Genomic DNA, 19684 nt, shown 5'->3' with positions numbered 1-19684 from the left:
ATATGTATTTGGGAGCTCCATGGTTTTTCGTTGTGGGAGCTCCCTCGTTTTTTAATTTTCTGCATTTTCTATAAATCTACCATGCAATATTCTTAAACAATTTTCAAGCTCTTCTTCTCCAATTACAAATGATATATTTACTTCGGAAGAACCCTGGGCTATCATTTTTATATTTGCCCCACTTTCTGCCACAGCTCCAAATAATTTTCCTGCAATACCTTTGCTGCCTTTCATACCTACACCAACCGCAGAAATTACAGCAACATTTTCATCTATACTAATGTCCTTTACAAGATTGCTATTTTTAAATTCTTTCCGGAGCTCCTTCATACAATTGTTGGCATCAACTTCATCACCATATATTACCACAGAAACATTAGTTTCAGAAGAACCCTGTGTAATTAATAATACATTTGCATCGGCCCTTCCAAGTGCTGAAAATATTCTTGCAGCTGTTCCACTAACTCCTACCATACCAGCTCCAAAGATATTTATTAAAAATACATCTCTTATTGCAGATACGGCTTTCATTACACTATTGCTTAATTCTTTGCAATTTGTAATAAATGTTCCCTCATTTTCTGGCTCAAATGTATTTTTAATCCTAAGGGGTATGTTTTTTTCCATTAATGGCTCAACTGTTCGGGGATGTAATACCTTTGCACCAAAATATGCTAACTCCATAGCTTCAATATATGACATTTTTGGTATTCTTTTAACATTTTTAACAATTCTTGGGTCTGATGTTAATATGCCGCTCACATCAGTCCATATCTCTACGGTATCGGCATCTAAACCAGCACCAACAAGAGCAGCCGAATAATCGCTTCCGCCCCTTCCAAATGTAGTAATGTCTCCGTTTTCTGTCCCTGCTACAAATCCTGTAATTATTGGGATTATATTTTCTTCCAATAGTGGATTTACTTTTTCTTTAATTTTTATTTTTATGGGTCTTGCACAGCCATAATTTTCATCAGTAATAAGTCCAGCTTCACCACCTAATAAAAATAATGAATTTTTTCCCAAATCTCGTACTGCTCCGCTTAATATTGGTGCAGATAATCTTTCTCCAAATGAAAGAATATAATCTTTTGATTTCGGGGTTAATTCACCCAAATATGAAACACCAACCAATACTTTTCCCAACTCATCAATGGAGCTGTTTATTACATGCCTTACTTCTGTTCTTATGTCGTCGTTTTTCACTGCTTCGTCTATTGCAATTGCATGTTTCTCCTTTAATTCTTCAACAAAATTGTTTATTTTAGCAATATCCCTAACATTAAGGGCCTGTTTTGACATATTTACAAGTGCGTTTGTTATTTGAGACATTGCCGAGGTAACTACGACAATATCAGTATTTTCTTTATTTGATTTATCCACTATTATTTTTGCAACATTTCTTATTCTCTGTCCGTCTCCTACTGAGGTTCCGCCGAATTTCATAACTGTAATCATAATAATACACCGAATTAGTATTAATTAGATATAATCTAATAAATTTAGTATATGCAATGAATTAACATACCATATAAAAAAATAATAAATAAGGAAAATATTAATACTAAAATAATAAAATATTAAATATCTTTTTAAATCAATAGTAATAATTATTATAAGTATAAATATGTTTTTATTATACTCTCATATAAATTATAAATTATAACTTGTAAATGTAAATTATAGATTATAAATATTATCACAATTGGGTTGATTATATGATAAAAATATTGGATACAACATTAAGAGACGGAGAACAGACGCCAGGGGTTTCATTAACACCATCGGAGAAGCTTGAAATAGCTTTAAAATTAGATGAATTAAATGTTGATATAATAGAAGCAGGTAGTGCCATAACCTCAAAAGGAGAGAGAGAAGGCATAAAATTAATATCTCAGCAAAATTTAAATGCTGAAATATGTTCATTTGTTAGAGCTCTACCGATAGACATAGACCATGCCCTTGAATGTGATGTGGATAGTGTTCATTTAGTGGTTCCAACCTCGGAGCTCCACATGAAATATAAATTGAAAAAAACCAGCGAAGAAACATTGCAATCGGCATTGGAGGCTGTGCAATATGGTAAAGACCACGGTTTAATTGTGGAATTGTCAGCAGAAGATGCCACAAGAAGTGATATAAACTTCTTAATAGAGTTATTTTCAAAGGGTGCAGAGATTGGAGCAGATAGGGCATGCGTTTGCGATACTGTTGGAATATTAACACCCGAGAAATCAATAGAATTATTTAAAACATTAAGCAACAGCATAAATATACCAATTTCAGCACATTGTCATAATGATTTTGGAATGGCTACGGCAAATACTTTATGTGCCATAAGGGGGGGAGCTAAGCAGTGTCATCTAACAATTAATGGAATAGGGGAAAGGGCAGGTAATTCTTCACTTGAAGAGGTTGTAATGGCTTTACATAATTTATACAACGAAAAAACAAAAATAATCACAGAAAAATTATATGAAACTTCCAGAGTTGTTTCAAGGTTAATGAAATTACCTGTTTCCCCAAATAAATCCCTTGTTGGAGATAATGCTTTTGCCCACGAAGCAGGAATACATGTAGATGGACTTATGAAGCACACCAGCACCTACGAACCATTATCTCCCGAAGAAGTCGGGAATAAAAGAAGAATTATATTGGGAAAACACAGTGGAAAATCGGCGTTAAAATATAAGCTTAATTTAATGGAAGTATCATTAAATAATGAGGAATTTGAGGAAGTATATTCTAAAATTAAAAATCTTGGAGATTTGGGGAAATATATTTCAGATATCGATTTAAAAACTGTAATTAATGAAGTTAAGGGGCATAAGATTGACGAAAAAATTATATTAAATGAATTAACAGTAGTATCTGGAAATAAAATAACTCCATTGGCGTCAATTAAATTGGACTTTGCCGACGAAGATAATAAACATAAATCAATAATTGAAACAGCCTACGGGGTTGGACCTGTTGACGCCTCCATAAATGCACTTAGAAAGGCTTTAAGTGGATTTGCAGATATTTCATTAATAGATTATCAAGTTTCATCCATAGGTAAGGGGACAGATGCACTAGTTGAAGTGGTTGTTAAATTGAGAAGAGGAAATGAAGTTGTAGAGGTTAAAAAATCTCAAAGTGATATAATTAGGGCATCGGTTGAGGCAGTTATGGAAGGAGTTAATTTATTGATTTAAATTATTTTATTATTTTTTTAATATCTCATATTAATATTTTTAATTTTTTGTTCTATGTCTTACGAGCATAGCGAGTAGTATAGGAGCTCCTCCTGGATAATACTATAATCGTCATCTAAAAGACACATCCATTTCTGAGCAAAGCGAAGAAATCAGAAAAAATCCTTTGATTTTGAGATTAAAACAAGGAGGGAAACATTAAAAAAATAGAAATAAAAAGAAATATTATTTTAATTAAGTTCCTTCTTTCCAGTCAGCTAAATATTTTCTCTGTTCTGGGGATAATTCATCTATTTCAACATCCATTGACTTTAATTTTAATGAAGCTATTCTTAAATCTTGTTCATAAGGTATTTCATATACATTATTTTCAAGTTTTCCATTATTTTCTAATATGAATTTTGCACTAAGTGCCTGATTCGCAAAGCTCATGTCCATTACTTCGCATGGGTGTCCATCTCCACAGGCGAGATTTACCAGCCTACCTTCTCCAAGAAGATATATTTTTTTATTTCCTAAATCATATTCTTCAATATTGTATCTAACTGTTTTAACTGATTTTGCCAATGAACTCAATTCTTCTTTGTTTATTTCATTGTCGAAATGTCCAGCATTTGCAAGAACTGCACCATCTTTCATTACCAAAAAGTGTGGAGCTCCGATAATATTTTTACATCCTGTTGTAGTTATAAATATATCTCCGATTTTTGAAGCTTCGTTCATTGTCATTACTCTAAATCCATCCATTTTAGCTTCTAATGCTCTAATGGCATCTACTTCCGTAATTATCACACTTGCCCCCATTCCTGCGGCTCTCATAGCTACTCCTTTACCGCACCAGCCGTAGCCTCCTACTACAACATTTTTGCCGGCAATAAGTAAATTTGTTGTTCTCAATATTCCATCAATAGCACTTTGGCCTGTTCCATATCTATTGTCAAATAAATGTTTTGTGTAGGCATCATTTACATTTACAACAGGGAATTTTAAAGCCCCTTCGTCTGCCATAGCTTTTAATCTTATTATTCCTGTGGTGGTTTCCTCACAACCTCCCATGATGCTATCAAGGAGCTCCTGTCTTTGAGTGTGAAGTAAAAATATTAAATCTGCACCATCATCAATTACAATGTCAGGTTTGGCATCAAGAACTTTATTTAAATTTTCATAATATTCTTCGTCAGTTTCTCCTCTCCAAGCATAAACTTCCATTCCTTTTTTTACACAATTTGCAGCAACATCGTCTTGTGTAGATAATGGATTACAGCCAGTAATTACAATTTTTGCCCCTCCATTCATTAGAGTTTCGGCAAGTATTGCAGTTTTTGCCTCCAAATGAAGTGCCATTCCTATTGTGATGCCTTCGAATGGTTTGTCTGCTGAATATTCTTCCCTTATGGAATTTAATACAGGCATATAGTTTTTAGCCCATTCCATTTTTAAATCTCCCTCAGGAGCTAAATTTATATCTTTAACTTTACTCACAATTTCACCGTAGTTCATATGGATATTTTTTAATTATATTAATTATCATTTTAATATTAAAGTGTTTCCTTAAATACATTTCCAAAATATTTTTCTATTATATGCCAAGCTCCCTGTGGCGGAATAATTCCTATTTCTGTTATTATTCCGTCAATATATTGAGAAGGAGTAATGTCAAAAGCTGGATTTCTTAATTTTATTTTATCTTTATATTTTTCCTCAAATTCATGTATTTCACCAACTGCCCTTTCCTCAATCTCTATTGTTTCCCCGATTATTGTTTTAGGGTGAAATTTATAAGTTTCTGCGGCTGTTAAAAATGGTATTTTTCTTTCATATGCCATTAAAGCTATTTGGGAGCTCCCTATTTTATTTACAAGGCAACCATTTGAGGTTATGGCATCGGCACCCACCACCACAATATCCACATCTTTAATGTGGTATCTTACAGCACTATCCACTATTAATGTGGTGTCAATACCTTCGTCCGCCAACGCCTTTGCTGTTAAATATCCTTGGTTTCTTGGTCGTGTCTCTGTGCATATAACTTTTATATTTTTCCCGCTGTTATGTGCTGTTTTTATTACACTAATTGCGGCTTCCGAATTACAATGAGTTAATATTGTCCATCCATCTTTTATTCTGTTGGAGCCAATTTTTCCAATTTTTGAAGTAGCTTCTGAGGAGGATTTTATAAATTCTTCGGCATTCAATATTATGTTTTCCTTTGGATTATTGGTATTTAATCCACTTAACACATAATTTACAGCATTTGGGAGGGATACCGCAGTTGGTCGTGCTGATTTTAATATGTCTCCTGCTTCAATCATTTTTTCTTTAAATTCGTTATTCTCTATATTTTGAATTGTTAAAGAATATTCTTTTAAAGCACTTGCTACGGCTCTCCCGATCCTTCCCGCCCCCCTTATTTCCATATTTTTTATTTTTTTGTGGGCGTCTATTATAGTATTTGAGTTATTATTATTATTATGCTTCATAAATATCACCCCCTGCAAATATGAATTAATAAAAAAAATACAATAAATTAATAAATTATTCCAATGATTCATGCATCATTTTTATAATGTCGCCTGCACTTATTGTCCCTATGATTTTATCTTCCCGGAGCTCCGAAACCACATATAAATGATGTATCTTTTTTTCTGCCATAATCTGTGCAGCTTTTTCAAGTGGAGCTATTGGGCTGATATGAATAATTTTGGTGGCCATTATATCCTCTGCCTTTAATTTCTCCAAATTTTCACTATAATGTTTTAATATGTCCATTTCAGTTATTATTCCCCAGTATGTGTTATTATCGTCTGAAACTACTACCGAAGATATGCCGTTTTTACCCATAACTTTAACAACATCCTCAATGGTGTCGTTTAATTTTACTTCATATATTCCCCTTATCATTAAATCCCTTACAACAGTTGCCGGATACATACAATCACCTTTATTTACATTGTTTGATTTAATATTCATTATTAAATGTATTTATTAACCTCATTTATTAACATTATATTTTATCAAAAGTTGACGAGAAAACCCCCTTCCATAAATACTTTATATATGGGCCATAAATATTAAAGATAATAATATATTAATATAAATCTATTATATATAATTGGTGATATATATTTAACACAGAAAAATCACCTACTCTGCGATAATAATACTTACAAAATCCTAAAAATATTATCAAGACTATCAAAAAACTTATACAATTACACATTACCATATAATATAGTACTATTTACAAAATAACTTTTAAAATCACCCTGTGAAATAATGAGAAGAAAAAAAGACATTGCAAAGGCAAAAAACATAGTTTTAGAAAGAATTGATATTTTAATGAATCTTGCGGATCAGGAATTTAAAAAAGGCAATAAGGATAGGGTAAAAAAATACATTCAATTAAGTAAAAAACTTGCAATGAAAATGAGAATACCATTTCCTAAAAAATGGAAAAGAAGAATATGTAAAAATTGCGGGTCATTGTTGATATATGGAACAAATTCAGCTATAAGGATTAATAGTAAAAATTGTTGCGTAAATATTTTATGCTTTGAGTGTAATAACATATATAAAATACCATACATTAAAGAAAAGAAGTTAAAAAGAAAATTAAAAAATAATATGGTGAAAAAATGATTAAAGTAATGGTCACAGGAGCTCTTGGAAGAATGGGGAGCTCCATAATAAAAACACTATGCGAAAATAAAGAAGATTATAAAGTTGTTGGGGCAATAGATGTGCCGAACCACCCTAAAAAAGGTATTGACATTGGGGAATTAATCGGCATTGGAAATATCGGAGCTCCATTAGAAACAGCCGATAACCTTGAAAAAGTTATAAAAGAAACCAGGCCAGATGTATTGGTAGATTTTACAGCTCCTGCACCCTGTGTAAATACTGTAAAAATAGCCTCGGAAAACAATGTAAATTTAGTTGTTGGGACAACAGGATTTACAAATGAGCAAATGGAAGAAATGGAAGAGATAATAAATAAAAACAATATTGGAGCAGTTATCTCCCAAAATTATGCCATTGGAGTAAATATATTCTTTAAAACATTGGAATTATTGGCTCAAAAAATAGGAGATTATGATATTGAGATAGTGGAGATGCACCATAAATTTAAGAAAGATGCACCAAGTGGAACGGCATTAAGGGCATTGGAAATAATACAAAATAATTTAAACAGAGACTCAAAGGCAATATATGGTAGAGAGGGATTAGTTGGAGAAAGAACAAAAGAAGAAATATGCATTCATGCTCTTAGGGGCGGAGATGTTGTTGGAGACCACACCGTTATATTTGCAGGAGATGGAGAAAGGTTGGAGCTCACACATAAGGCAAGTAGCAGACAGGCATTTGTAAGTGGAGTGGTTTTAGCTGTAAAATATATAGCAGACAAAAAAGATGGAAAAATATACAATACTTTTGATGTATTGAATTTAAATGAATAATTTGTTTTTGTTTTTAAATTATATTTTATTTTTTTATTTTTTAGTGATATTTGTGTTGCAAAGGGAGCTCCCTGTGGTATCGATATTAATATATAATAGCAAAATTTAAATTTGATTAAATAAAACCTTCGGGTTTATGGCCCATATATTCGAGGCGACGGTAAAATTAGAGTTAAAATATAACAGGTGAAACGATGATAGAATTTATATTTAAGGCAAATAAATCAATTACCAACGGAGAGATAAATTTAAAAGATTTGCCAGGGAGCTCCGGTAGAATGGATTTAGTATGTAGATGTGTAAGTAGTGCCTTTTTTTTATCCCATGATTTAAGGAGAGATACTATATTTTATTCTGTTCATTACGGAGCTCCCAACCCACCAGTAGCCATAAAATTTGTAGGTTCAGAATTAAAACGGGTGAGCCCAGACGAGCGAAGTATAGCACTATTTATAAAAAAAGCACTGGATAAAAGCCCAATGCAACTATGGAAAGAAAGCACCAGCGGAATATACATAGCAAAAAAAGAATTTAAGGACATAATTTTAGAAAAAAAGAACGAAGGAAAAGAAATATATTATTTACATAAAGATGGGGAAGATATTGAAAATATATTTAATAAGGAAAATAATGCGGAAAATAAAAATATAGTATTTATTTTAGGGGACCACATAGGAATAGGGGAAGAGGATGAGAAATTTTTAGAAGATATCGGAGCTCTAAAAGTATCATTATCTCCCTTGGAGCTCCATGCAAATCATTGTATAACCATAGTTCATAATGCACTGGATAAGGCAAAATTAAAATAATGATAAAATGATAACAGTAGCCACAGCAGAATGCTTCACACTTGGAAAAATAGGAACTACAATACATAAAATAGCCTCTGGATATGAGGAATGCAAAAACCACAGATATTATAATATTATTAATGGAAATGTAAAAATAATCTCCTCCTCATTTATTCCATCTATTGAAGGGGCTGAAAAACTTTTAAATTTAGGAGCTCCCCTACCTAAATGTGATTATGAATATAGTTATTCAAAGGCATACACGGAAAAGAACGATTTAAAGGTAGCTCATATATTGGCAAAAGGTCTTAAAAACTCGTTAAACTGTAATATTGCAATAGCCACCACCGCAGGAGTTGGGAGAGGGGGCATTTGTATAATATCGGATAAAAATGAATATTTATTTACAACAGATATTGAGGGGGATTTAATATCTAAAAAAAATATAATTCAAAGACAGAAAAACGGCATTGATAAGACAATCAATAAATTTGTAGAAATTTTAAAAAAAGAATATTTTTTATAAAAAATATATTTTATTATTTTTTGTATATGTGGATATATCTTGTTAAACTTTTATGTATGTATATGGAATATAATCCCTCTAACTCCAAATCCTCCAAATTTAATATCGTTGGCGATGCAAATATCAAATATCCTCCATCTTTTAAACATTCTTTTAAATTATTTAAAATATGTTCAATGTCTCCCTTTTTAGCTGTGGACATACCATAAGGAGGGTCCGTAATTATAGTATCTACTTTTTCAATATTTAATGATTTTAAATAGTTTTTAGCATCTAAGGCGTCCCACTGTTTAATTGATATTACATTGTTATCCAATTCATAGGTTTTTAAATTCAATAAGGCACCTTGAACCATTCTATTATCTATGTCGCTACCAATTAATTTACAGCCAATTAATCCTCCCTCTATTAAAAAGCCACCAGTTCCACAAAAGGGGTCTAAAATTATATCTCCTTCTTTTAACTGTGCCATATTGACCATGCACCTTGCCAATTTTGGAAGTATGCAACCGGGGTGGAAATATGCCCTTAAATGCGGTCTATTTTTTAAATAATATTCTTTATTTCTTTCATTTATTAATATTGCAAAATAAATTATGTTATCCAATATTATTATTTTTATGGTTTTATCGGGATTTTTTAAATTAACTGGTGAATTAGTTTTATTTTTAATAATTGCCCCTACTTTTCGTTCTATGTCCATTGAAGTTATGCCACTGTCAATATTATTATTTTGTATAATTTTTAGCGTTCTAACTGCAAAACTATGTTCTGGTAGTATGGGGTATGCAGAACGAAAATCAAAATTATTTAATTTTTCATATAATTCATTTAACGACGGAGCTCCGAATAATATTAGATGACATTCATTTATATATGCCCCTTTATCTATTATATTTGCTCCTTCTTTTTCATTTAGCCCATCAACAATAACATAATTGTTTTTTGTGGTTATGGGGTATTTTCCGCTTGTATTTAATAAGGAAGTTAATTCATGTTTTGGTAATGTCAAACTTATTTCATAAGTTTTACCATCGTAAAAATTTTCTTTTAGAAAATTTTTAGATTCATCAAATTCTTTTGATAGTAAAAATCCTATTTTATTGTTATTATTCATAATTTAACCTACAACGATGTATATTTATGCTTAAATCATGCATATATCTTAAATATCTTATATATTTATATATTATATTATCCTACTTACTTATATATTATAATTCCATATATGGTAATATTAATATTATATTTTATATTTGGTGCTATTTTTATGAACTTATATATATACCATGCTAACCAGTGCGACCCGAAAAGATGCACAGCATTAAAAATGGGTAAGCTTGGATATGCAAAAATCATAAAAAACACATACAAACTTCCTAGAAATAGTTTGTTATTAAATCCTTATGCTGAAACTACTGTTTCTGTTGATGACAGGGACATAATTAAAAAATACGGAATAATGGCTCTTGACTGCTCATGGAAACAGGCTGAAAAAGTATTCAGTATAACTAATGCAAAAAATCAAAGAAGTTTGCCTCTTTTAATTGCGGGAAATCCTGTAAATTATGGAAAACCCTGTAAATTAACAACTTTGGAAGCATTTATTGCTACACTATATATCGCAAACTATAAAAATGATGCCCTCTCTTTATTAGATGGTTTCAAATGGGCAGATACATTCATTGACCTTAATGAAGAATTGCTTGAAAAATATCGGGGCAGGAGCTCCGCGGAAATTATTGAAATTCAAAACAAATATATTGAAGATAATTCCAAAAGATATAAAAAGAATAAGAGATAATAGGGAAAAGTAGCAATTGATAATAAAACCTAAAAAACGAATAAATGATAATTTGGTGAGAATATGGCATTTGAAGAAGCTATGAACAGAGTGTTTCATAAAAAAATATGTTTAAGATGCACGGCAAGAAATCCATGGAAAGCTACAAAATGTAGAAAATGTGGATACACAAAATTAAGACCAAAAGCTAAGGAGTCCAGAGGATAAACGAGCTATTTATGCTCCAATCCATATTATTTTTTTATGTCGGGGCAGGAGCTCCTTTTTAACACATACTTTTAATATATAACATTTTTTTAACTTAAAATATCAAAAATCAATATTTGGGACATATATAAATTCTTTTCCCGCTTTTTTCTTTTGTAGTATCCCAAATTCTGCAAAAATATTTAAATCATTTCTTGCCGTGGCATATGCTACACCATAGCTATTTACAATATATTTTATAGTAAATTTCTTTTTAGGATTTTTAATTATTTCCTCTAAAATACCTAATTGTCGTAGATTTAAATTATTATTCTTTAAATCATTCAATAAATTATTATATATGTTATTATGTTTTAATTCGTTTTCTAATACTTTAAGTTCCTCATTAAATTTATTTATGGATTTTTCAATACAATCCAATATATAACCAATAAAGTAAGTTAAATCGCCCTCATATTCATCGCATTTATGGGATTCCACATATAAATATGAATTTTTATATTTCCCTTTTGATTTATTTATAAACTCTGAAACTTTCAAATATTCAAAAATCGTATATCTACTATTCAGCATATACCAATAAAATAAAGCCCTTGCAGTTCTACCATTCCCATCAACAAATGGGTGAATATAGCCAATCAAAAAGTGGATGATTATTCCTTTAATTATTGGATGTGTGCTATCCTCTTTATTGTTTGCAAAATTACATAGTTCATTTATTAAAGGTTCAATTAATTCATGATTTGGGGGAATATGTAATGTTTTGTTAGTTTTTATGTCTTTAACAATTACATCATCGATAGTTCTAAATTCTCCCACATATTTATTTTCAATTAAATCTTTTGAAATTAAATCATGTATTTTTAAAATTTCATCAATTGTGAAATCTTTATTTTTTAATTCATTTGTAATATATTTCATAGCCACATGGTTATTATATACCATAATTTCGTCATTATTTTTGGGCTTTTTACCGCTTTTTATAACTTCTTTTGCCATTTTTGTGGTTGTTTTTGCCCCTTCAATTTGACTTGATGCTATGGATTCCTCAATTATTGCATTTATTTTGTATTTATCATTAATTAAATCGTTTATTTTCTTGGAAAATTCTATATTTTTTAATCTATCAAACGCCCCTAAAAATTGCTGAATTTTACCATTTATATAATATTTAAAAGTCCAATTATGGAAATTTAACTCTTTAAAATGTATTTTTCTATCCATATTTAATAAAATCCAAAGATATTTCGGTTCAATGGGCAGTCCCTTTTTATATTTTAAGTTGTCCCAATGAATATATTCTATAATATTGTATTTTTTAATATACCCTATAATTTCATCGTTATAATAATATAATGCTTTTTTTTCGTCCTCCTTTGTATATTCTAAAACTTCTGGAAGTTTCATAATATTCACCATCTATCAATTTGATAGTAATTGATAGATTTTGATAGTATATATTATTAACTATCAATTTGATAGTAATTGATAGATTTTGATAGTATTGATAAGATATAAAATTTTATTTATTATTTAGTAATAATTCTACCTCTAAAATACATTCGTTAATTGCGTTTTTTAATATTTTATTTCCCAAATCCTCATTAATAGTTATACCTTTTTTTTCGGCTATTTTAGCTTCATTATCAATATATTTATTATTTTTCCTAGCTTCTGTTAGTCCTATCATTGCTATTTCAGGATAATCTTTTGGATTATGTTCTTTTAATTTGCTTTTATCGGCTATTCCTATAACATATCCAACGGATAGTTCTTCTGTTGATGCATGGGTACTCGTTATATTTTTTATTTTTAATTTAATATCTGATTTATATGGGAGCTCCTCTATTAATTCATTTATTAGGGTATTCCCACCATGACAATTTATTATTAGAAATTTATTTATGCCTATTTTTTTACCTTGTTCCACTAAAAAGTCAATATATTCAACTACTTCATTTGGTGTGTTATGTATTCCATGTTTAACATATTCGTACTCCGTAGAGGGTAGCACACAGCCTAAAAACTTTGCCCCTGTTTGTATTGCTACATTTAAGGCAATATATGAGGCTATTTTTATATCCGTATCAATTGGAAGAACTGTGCCATGATTTTCCAAATATGAACCTAATGCAATTATGCCAATTTGATGAACATTTTTATTTATTATTTTTCCAGAAGTTAGGCGTAAATTTTCAATGTCTTTTATTTCGTTTATTTTATTATTCTTTATATTTTCCATTTTTTCCATAATTACACACAAAAATATTTATTTAATGTTAATTATATATTCTAACTGCGTATTAAATATATTATATATTATTATATTATCATAGTATCATATTAATATAGGTGGAACAATGAACTGCGAAGAATTAACAAATAAATTAACAAATTTTGTACTGTCAAAAGTAGGGGAAGCTAATGCAAAAGGTGTAGTTTTAGGTTTAAGTGGTGGTATTGATAGCTCACTTGTGGCTACGATATGTGTAAAGGCATTAGGAAAGGATAATGTATTGGGAGTAATAATGCCCGAAAAGAACTCAAATACACAGGATAAAGAACATGCTGAGCTTTTAGCAAATCAACTTGGAATAAAATATACTGTATCTGATATAACCGATGTTTTAAAATCTTTTGGTGCAGGGGGATATATTCCAACAAAAGAATTTGATAAAATGGCTGATGGAAATCTTAAACCAAGGATAAGAATGTGTATATTATATTATTTTGCAAATAAAAATAATCTTCTTGTGGCAGGAACTTCAAATAAATCGGAAATATATATGGGATATGGGACAAAATACGGCGATTTGGGAAGTGATTTTTTATTAATCGGAAACCTATTTAAAACAGAAGTTAGGGAGCTCTCTAAATATTTGGGTGTTCCAGATGAAATAATAAATAAAGCTCCATCAGCTGGATTGTGGGAAGGTCAAACCGATGAAAAAGAATTGGGTATAACCTATGAATTGCTTGATAAGGTTCTAATGGCAATTGAACAAAATAAAGAAAAAGAAGACATTTCAAAAGAATTAACTGTGCCAATTGAAAAAATAGAAGAAATATTAAATAGAATTGAATCAAATAAGCATAAATCTCAGCCTATTCCTATTCCTAACTAATTTTAATTATAAATTTTATAGTTTATTATATTTTGTGGCACATTAGATTTTTTAGGGCTATATGGGACAAACTTTTAAACCTACCATAATATTTTTGGGAAATAGTATGAAACGAAAAGAGTATTTGGAAAAACTAATTGAAATAATTGAGGAACTTAAAGAAGAAAGTAAAAAAGGCACACCATTACTTGTTGAGGGAAAAAATGACATATTATCTTTAAAAAATTTGGGTATTGATGGATATTTTATAAAAGTTTCTAATATTCCTTTTTTTGAGATTGCAGATGAGCTTGTAAAGCATAATATCAAAGAAGTTATCTTATTAACTGATTTTGATAGGGCTGGAAGAGATTATGCAAAAGAAATAATTAAAGAATTCCAAATTAGGGGGATTAAAGTTAATAATGAGATAAGGAAGAATATTTTAAGATATAGTCATGGAGATTTAAAAGATATTGAAGGATTGCATAGTTATCTAAAAAACAAGGTAATAATGGTAGATAGAGAATGAATAATGAAATAAACACTGAAAATATAGAAATAGAAAATAATAATAAAAATAACAATACAGATAATATAAATGTAAAACCTTTCGTAATATCAAATGTGGGGATGTCCCTTGATGGAAAACTTGCCACAATAGAAAATGATTCAAGGATTTCAGGAGAGGATGATTTAAAAAGGGTGCATAAAATAAGAAAGTCCGTAGATGGCATAATGGTTGGTATTGGCACAGTTTTAAAAGATGACCCGCGACTTACCGTTCATAAAATAAATGCAAAAAAAGAGGATAATCCAATTAGGATTGTGGTAGATAGTAATTTAAGAATTCCATTAAATGCCCGTGTATTGAATGATGACGCAACAACCATAATAGCCACAACGGAAAATATGGGGGAAAATAAGAATATAAATGAAAAAATAAGGGAGTTAGCGAAAAAAAATATAATTATTATTAAAACAGGAATTGATAAAGTAGATTTGGTAAAATTAATGGAATTGTTGTATAAAAAAGGAATAAAAAACATACTATTAGAAGGAGGGGGGACTCTAAATTGGGGCATGTTTGAGAACAATCTTGTAGATGAAGTTAGGGTATATATTGCTCCAAAAATATTTGGGGGTAAGGGAGCTCCCACTTTTGTAGATGGAGATGGTTTTAAAACAGTTGATGAGTGCATCAAATTAGCGCTAAAAAATTGTTATAAATTAGATGATGGAATTGTTATTGAATATACTGTTAAAAAATAATAAATTTAAATATAAATTGCGGATAATAATTATTATACTACAATATAATAATATAATTTAATAATGCCCACAATATAATATTAAGGTATAATATTAAATAAATATTAAAATAAAATACAAATATAACCGAAAAGTTTAAATAGTGTGATATTATCATTTTATTAATGTTAATACAAATAAATACATACCATATAAAAAAATAGGTGATATACATGGCAGAAATACCAGTAGCTCCAATGGAAAGAATATTAAAAAATGCAGGTGCTGAAAGAGTAAGCAGAGAAGCAGCTATACTCCTCGCAGAAGCATTAGAAGAAATTGCAATGGATATTGCTAAATCAGCAGCAGATTTATCAAAACATGCAGGAAGAAAAACAGTTAAAGCTGACGATATAAAATTAGCATTAAGATAATTACGATAAACCCGCCGAATTAAATGAAAACTTTTTTGTGTTCATTATCTCCCCTTGTTATACGGGGGCAACGAAAGGCGGATATTATTTTTTTTAGATATATTTTTTAATTTATATCGATTAACCTACAATTTTTAAAAAAATATGAATTAGGCAAAATCTTCGATTTTGCTATTACTATTATATGGAACATTGCTTTTATTCTGTGTTTTGTCGAATTACTTCAAATCTACCCGCAGATGAATGTTTGGGTTTTGCATTTATATTTAACTTTTTTAGATAGTTGTATGTATATGTCCCCCCACCATGAATTAAAATTTCCCCCAAATCCTCCACTGTGTTTATATCTATTGAAATATAAAAAGATGGAAAAATTATAGGATTTATATTATTTTCTTTGCATTCCTCAATATGTTTCAAAAAACTAAATCCTTCATATCTGGTTTTTATGGAGCTCCGATTTAATACCATTAAGTTAGTTCCTCCCCCTCTTGAAGGGCACAATATTACTGAATTTTCTTTACATTCTTTTACTATATTATTAATATTCTCTTTTTTAATTAATGGAATGTCTGCGGGAGTTATTATAATATTGTCCTCCTCAATATAATTAAAGGCATAATTTAAAGCATCATTTAGTCCTTTTATATTTTCTGTTTCCATAATTGGTATTACGGCGTAGGGTTTTAAAAACTCCAATATTTCTTTATCCTTACTAACAACATATATTTTATCACATATTGGGCTTATGCCTTCATAAACATCTAATAACATATTTTTTATTAATTCAATTCGTTCATCGGGCGTTAAAAAATCTTTAAGTCGTGTTTTTACAGCATTTAGTGGAGATACAGGTATTAAGGCAGAAAACATAAATTATCACGATATTTTATTGGTTTTTAGTTATAGTTTTAGTTGTCATAAAAAATTTATTATAAAAATATTATAAAAATAATTTGGCATTATTGAAAGCACTTAAATCTCCTTTTTCACCATGTCCGGGTAGTATTTCAATTATATTTTTTTGGTTGGCAATTACTTCCAATTTTGCTATTGAATTTCTTAAATCAATAATATTTCCAGTCGGAAAATCCCATCTTCCAACGCCATATGCAAATAGCGTATCTCCTGTAATCATTGAATTTTTATATATTATTGTTATTCCTCCCTCAGTATGCCCTGGGGTTTCAATATATTCAATGCCGCAAAATTTTAATTCCTCTGTAATTTTGGCATCATTTATTGGTATTATTTCTTTTGGAGGTATTAATTTACTTCTAAACAATTTTGATACTGTTGTAGGGGTGTCGTTTTTTAAATCTTTTAATTCTTTATCGCTTATAATTACTGGGGCATTAAAGTATTCTTCATATAAATAATTAGCTCCTGCATGGTCATAATGGCAGTGAGTATTGACTATATAATCAATATTTTTTGTAATCTGTTCTATTTCGCCCCTTATTAAGTCAAAAGTGCCCGGAGTTCCAGGGTCAATTAATATATTCTTTTTTCCAACAATTAAATAACTGTTAGAGTCATGTCCGATACCATTTAATTTATATATCATATTTTTCCCTCAGAATTAGCTAATTTTGGATTATAGTATGTTAAAAAAGTTGTTCGTTAAAAGGTATATTATTATCATTATTCTTATAATTATTTAATAATACAACAATTTATAAAAAAAATAAAAAATAAAAAATAAAAAAAAGTAAGGATTAATATTATAAAATTATTAAAAACATATATTTGTTATAAAAAAATATCCTCAGCTACCCCAGGTCTCATCAATTACAGCATCAGCAGGGATGACTCTCATCATTGGATATTTTATGGATTAATCAGACCATAGATTTCCATTTAAATGGCTTTTTATTTTATCATTTGTGGAATTATATAATCTACCAATTTTAATTTTGATAATGGAGTTATTAATTTGTTCTTTTTCTAGTATAACATATGCAATATGTAATTTTTTTAAATATACTAAGAACTCATTTAAATCTTCTTCATTATCCATAAATATTTCAAAATCTTCTCTAATAGTTTCATTTTTTGAAACCTTTTTAATGGTATTTATCATTGGATATAATATTGATTCTCCAATTTCTTTTGCCCTTTGTTCCATTTCTTCTTTATTTTCGTTAAATTCTATGGATTGGTATCCTTCCCTAACTAACCTACTAAACATAAAATTAATGCCTAAATCATACATATATGTAAAAGCAATGGATAAATCGCTACATTGAGTATGATGAGTAGTATATTTTATGGGGTTTATAACCATATCAGGGTCTTTTAAAATTATTCCTTCTCTTTTTTCATGGTCTAATTTTAATATTATTTCCTTGATTTTAGATATTTCTTCCTTATTGACTATATCTATTGGTTGTATGTGGGGGAGATTATATTTTTTAAGGAGCTCCCCTTTTTGGGATATTGTCAATGATTTATTAGTTTCTTTATTTCGTATATCAAATATATAAAATCCTAAATTTTCAATGTCGTTGCTATTATCGCTAGTATCTCCCTCATAGTTTATATTATTATCTACTTCAGGATAATAATATGGAACATATGGATTATTTAACCCTATCATTTCACCGCATAACATAATGTCAGGATAGTCATTTAATATTTTTGTATCAATAAATTTCAATGCCTTTTTTGTAGTGAATGGGCATATTCTACCGCCCCGAGTAATTGCCACAATTTCAGTATTGTTTATTTTTGCTATTCTAACATTATATCCATCTAATTTTTCCTCTATTGCAATTTTATCTATAAAATAATTTTTTAAAGTTGGGTCCAATACCATTGCCCTCCTAATTTTTGGATATCCCATTATATAATCCAAATTTTCATTCAAAAATAATATTGTTCCTCTTTCGATATGCCTATATTTTTTTTTAAATAATATATATTTTTGATTTTTATATGTGTCATGAGCTATTATTTTCCTATTGATGGCATTTTTTAAATCAGATTCGGTTATATTTAATCGTTCCGATATTTTCGGCAGGATATTCAACAATCTTTGATTTTTGTTTCGTTTTAACATATCTATATCTATGTCCATATATTATCACAATGCGATTTTCTACTACTTATGTGAGTATATCTGCATTATACCAGTATATTTATAGTTAATCTTCAATAACTGTCCCTTTAATTGTCCCAAATATTAGTTGAATATGATATATTAATAGAATATAGTTTTATTTACGAAAATATGGGGTGAAACAGTTCGAAGATTGACTATACTTAAATTAAAATTTTGCAATTTTATGTATCTTTTTTGATATTTTACTATATAACAATATATTTGCAGGAGTTCCCAATTTTGTATGGAATTTATTTGCATTTTTCAGTGATTTTAAAAATTCTTTTGGGTTATCTTTGTCAAATTCATCTAATTCCATATATGAATTTCCTATCTCCCATGGAAAATGTGAATCACTACCTACTCCTTTTAATATATTGTATTTTTCAGCATATTCTTCTGCTTCATTATTTGGGTGGTTATTTAAACATCTGCTGTTAAATATTTCAACTATGTCTATTTTTTTTATGAATTCTTTATCGTGTAATATGTCAAATCTACATAATGCCCTTCGTCGCCTTTGGTCAAATGGATGGGGCAAATATATTATTCCACCCTGTTCTTTTACCTTATCCATGGCTTCAAATATATCTTTTTCATTTATTTGTTCATTTAAAAAGGCCCCTATAAATTCTCCTCTATTTGTGCCAATTTCTTCCCCTGCTATGGCAAAATCTAATTTAGTTAATACATTGTGATCAGCCGTAATTGGGGTTATTTTTTTTAAATTACAGATTTTTTTTAATAATTTTATTGGATTTATTGAACATCTTGAATTTATAGTATGAACATGCATATCAATTTTCATAA

Annotated in this window: 22 protein-coding genes; 11 read left to right on the top strand and 11 right to left on the bottom strand. The window is 29.4% G+C overall.

Translation table 11 applies throughout. The annotated features are described in order from the left end of the window. Positions 1–51: 51 nt before the first annotated feature. Positions 52–1458, bottom strand: a complete 1407-nt coding sequence (locus MAEO_RS03365; RefSeq protein ID WP_011973392.1) for an aspartate kinase — start codon at positions 1456–1458, stop codon at positions 52–54. A gap of 260 nt (positions 1459–1718) precedes the next feature. On the opposite strand from MAEO_RS03365, the gene MAEO_RS03360 reads away from it, so the two are divergent. Next, positions 1719–3197, top strand: a complete 1479-nt coding sequence (locus tag MAEO_RS03360) for a (R)-citramalate synthase (protein ID WP_011973391.1) — start codon at positions 1719–1721, stop codon at positions 3195–3197. Between the two features lie 234 nt (positions 3198–3431). Here the strand turns inward: MAEO_RS03360 and MAEO_RS03355 are convergent, their stop codons facing one another. The 3 genes from MAEO_RS03355 to MAEO_RS03345 are packed head-to-tail and all read right to left on the bottom strand — an operon-like array spanning position 3432 to position 6128. Further along, positions 3432–4679, bottom strand: coding sequence for an adenosylhomocysteinase (locus MAEO_RS03355; RefSeq protein ID WP_048062366.1), 1248 nt, complete (start codon positions 4677–4679; stop codon positions 3432–3434). Between the two features lie 56 nt (positions 4680–4735). Next, positions 4736–5677, bottom strand: a complete 942-nt coding sequence (locus MAEO_RS03350) for a ribose 1,5-bisphosphate isomerase (RefSeq protein ID WP_011973389.1) — start codon at positions 5675–5677, stop codon at positions 4736–4738. A gap of 55 nt (positions 5678–5732) precedes the next feature. Next, a complete protein-coding gene (locus MAEO_RS03345) occupies positions 5733–6128 on the bottom strand; it encodes a CBS domain-containing protein (protein WP_011973388.1) in 396 nt (131 codons plus the stop codon). A gap of 345 nt (positions 6129–6473) precedes the next feature. On the opposite strand from MAEO_RS03345, the gene MAEO_RS03340 reads away from it, so the two are divergent. The 4 genes from MAEO_RS03340 to MAEO_RS03325 all read left to right on the top strand — a co-directional run bounded on the left by MAEO_RS03340 (position 6474) and on the right by MAEO_RS03325 (position 8971). Then, a complete protein-coding gene (locus MAEO_RS03340; RefSeq protein WP_011973387.1) occupies positions 6474–6836 on the top strand; it encodes a ribonuclease P protein component 4 in 363 nt (120 codons plus the stop codon). Beyond that, the gene (dapB, locus tag MAEO_RS03335; protein WP_011973386.1) at positions 6833–7654 is read left to right on the top strand and encodes a 4-hydroxy-tetrahydrodipicolinate reductase; all 822 of its coding nucleotides are present in this window, start codon (positions 6833–6835) and stop codon (positions 7652–7654) included. Before MAEO_RS03340 ends, dapB begins: the two co-directional genes overlap by 4 nt. Positions 7655–7848: 194 nt before the next feature. Next, positions 7849–8463, top strand: coding sequence for a tRNA (pseudouridine(54)-N(1))-methyltransferase TrmY (gene trmY / locus MAEO_RS03330; RefSeq protein WP_011973385.1), 615 nt, complete (start codon positions 7849–7851; stop codon positions 8461–8463). Positions 8464–8470: 7 nt separating this feature from the next. After that, positions 8471–8971: a UPF0254 family protein gene (locus tag MAEO_RS03325; protein ID WP_011973384.1), complete on the top strand. Its 501-nt coding sequence runs from the start codon at positions 8471–8473 to the stop codon at positions 8969–8971. A gap of 13 nt (positions 8972–8984) precedes the next feature. Here MAEO_RS03325 and MAEO_RS03320 read toward each other — a convergent pair whose 3' ends face one another. Then, positions 8985–10088, bottom strand: a complete 1104-nt coding sequence (locus MAEO_RS03320; RefSeq protein WP_011973383.1) for a methyltransferase domain-containing protein — start codon at positions 10086–10088, stop codon at positions 8985–8987. A gap of 153 nt (positions 10089–10241) precedes the next feature. On the opposite strand from MAEO_RS03320, the gene MAEO_RS03315 reads away from it, so the two are divergent. Next, entirely contained in the window at positions 10242–10775 is a 534-nt protein-coding gene (locus tag MAEO_RS03315; RefSeq protein WP_011973382.1) for a DUF367 family protein, read from the top strand. 63 nt (positions 10776–10838) lie between these two features. Beyond that, positions 10839–10982 (top strand): 50S ribosomal protein L40e, encoded by a 144-nt coding sequence (locus MAEO_RS03310; protein WP_011973381.1) that lies wholly within the window; start codon positions 10839–10841, stop codon positions 10980–10982. A 102-nt stretch (positions 10983–11084) separates the two neighbouring features. On the opposite strand, the gene MAEO_RS03305 is transcribed toward MAEO_RS03310, so the two are convergent. Together MAEO_RS03305 and arfB are read right to left on the bottom strand one after the other, a co-directional pair. Then, the gene (locus MAEO_RS03305; protein ID WP_011973380.1) at positions 11085–12389 is read right to left on the bottom strand and encodes a Fic family protein; all 1305 of its coding nucleotides are present in this window, start codon (positions 12387–12389) and stop codon (positions 11085–11087) included. Between the two features lie 115 nt (positions 12390–12504). Next, positions 12505–13233, bottom strand: coding sequence for a 2-amino-5-formylamino-6-ribosylaminopyrimidin-4(3H)-one 5'-monophosphate deformylase (arfB, locus tag MAEO_RS03300; RefSeq protein WP_011973379.1), 729 nt, complete (start codon positions 13231–13233; stop codon positions 12505–12507). Positions 13234–13342: 109 nt separating this feature from the next. Between arfB and MAEO_RS03295 the strand changes: the two genes are divergently transcribed. The 4 genes from MAEO_RS03295 (at position 13343) to MAEO_RS03280 (ending at position 15771) form a co-directional block, all read left to right on the top strand. Then, a complete protein-coding gene (locus MAEO_RS03295) occupies positions 13343–14107 on the top strand; it encodes an NAD+ synthase (RefSeq protein ID WP_011973378.1) in 765 nt (254 codons plus the stop codon). A gap of 106 nt (positions 14108–14213) precedes the next feature. Next, positions 14214–14618, top strand: coding sequence for a toprim domain-containing protein (locus MAEO_RS03290; protein ID WP_048062471.1), 405 nt, complete (start codon positions 14214–14216; stop codon positions 14616–14618). Positions 14619–14719: 101 nt separating this feature from the next. Further along, complete coding sequence (locus MAEO_RS03285; RefSeq protein WP_048062470.1) at positions 14720–15358, top strand: 2,5-diamino-6-(ribosylamino)-4(3H)-pyrimidinone 5'-phosphate reductase; 639 nt, start codon at positions 14720–14722, stop codon at positions 15356–15358. 212 nt (positions 15359–15570) lie between these two features. Then, positions 15571–15771: a histone family protein gene (locus MAEO_RS03280; protein ID WP_011973375.1), complete on the top strand. Its 201-nt coding sequence runs from the start codon at positions 15571–15573 to the stop codon at positions 15769–15771. A 198-nt stretch (positions 15772–15969) separates the two neighbouring features. Here MAEO_RS03280 and cofC read toward each other — a convergent pair whose 3' ends face one another. The 4 genes from cofC to MAEO_RS03260 all read right to left on the bottom strand — a co-directional run bounded on the left by cofC (position 15970) and on the right by MAEO_RS03260 (position 19682). Next, the gene (gene cofC, locus MAEO_RS03275) at positions 15970–16644 is read right to left on the bottom strand and encodes a 2-phospho-L-lactate guanylyltransferase (RefSeq protein WP_011973374.1); all 675 of its coding nucleotides are present in this window, start codon (positions 16642–16644) and stop codon (positions 15970–15972) included. Between the two features lie 70 nt (positions 16645–16714). Continuing rightward, on the bottom strand, positions 16715–17338 hold the full coding sequence (locus MAEO_RS03270) for an MBL fold metallo-hydrolase (protein ID WP_011973373.1): 624 nt from the start codon (positions 17336–17338) through the stop codon (positions 16715–16717). Positions 17339–17608: 270 nt separating this feature from the next. Next, positions 17609–18832 carry an RNA ligase gene (locus MAEO_RS03265; protein WP_048062469.1) on the bottom strand — a complete coding sequence of 408 codons (1224 nt, stop codon included), beginning with the start codon at positions 18830–18832 and terminating at the stop codon, positions 17609–17611. Positions 18833–19040: 208 nt separating this feature from the next. Then, a complete protein-coding gene (locus MAEO_RS03260) occupies positions 19041–19682 on the bottom strand; it encodes a PHP domain-containing protein (RefSeq protein ID WP_011973371.1) in 642 nt (213 codons plus the stop codon). Between the last annotated feature and the right edge of the window lie 2 nt (positions 19683–19684).

Source organism: Methanococcus aeolicus Nankai-3 (genome assembly GCF_000017185.1).
Classification (GTDB): Archaea; AGJL01; Methanococci; order Methanococcales; family Methanococcaceae; genus Methanofervidicoccus; species Methanofervidicoccus aeolicus.
The sequence above is the reverse complement of the archived record's forward strand: the minus strand, read 5'-3'. Positions and strand labels throughout refer to the sequence as shown.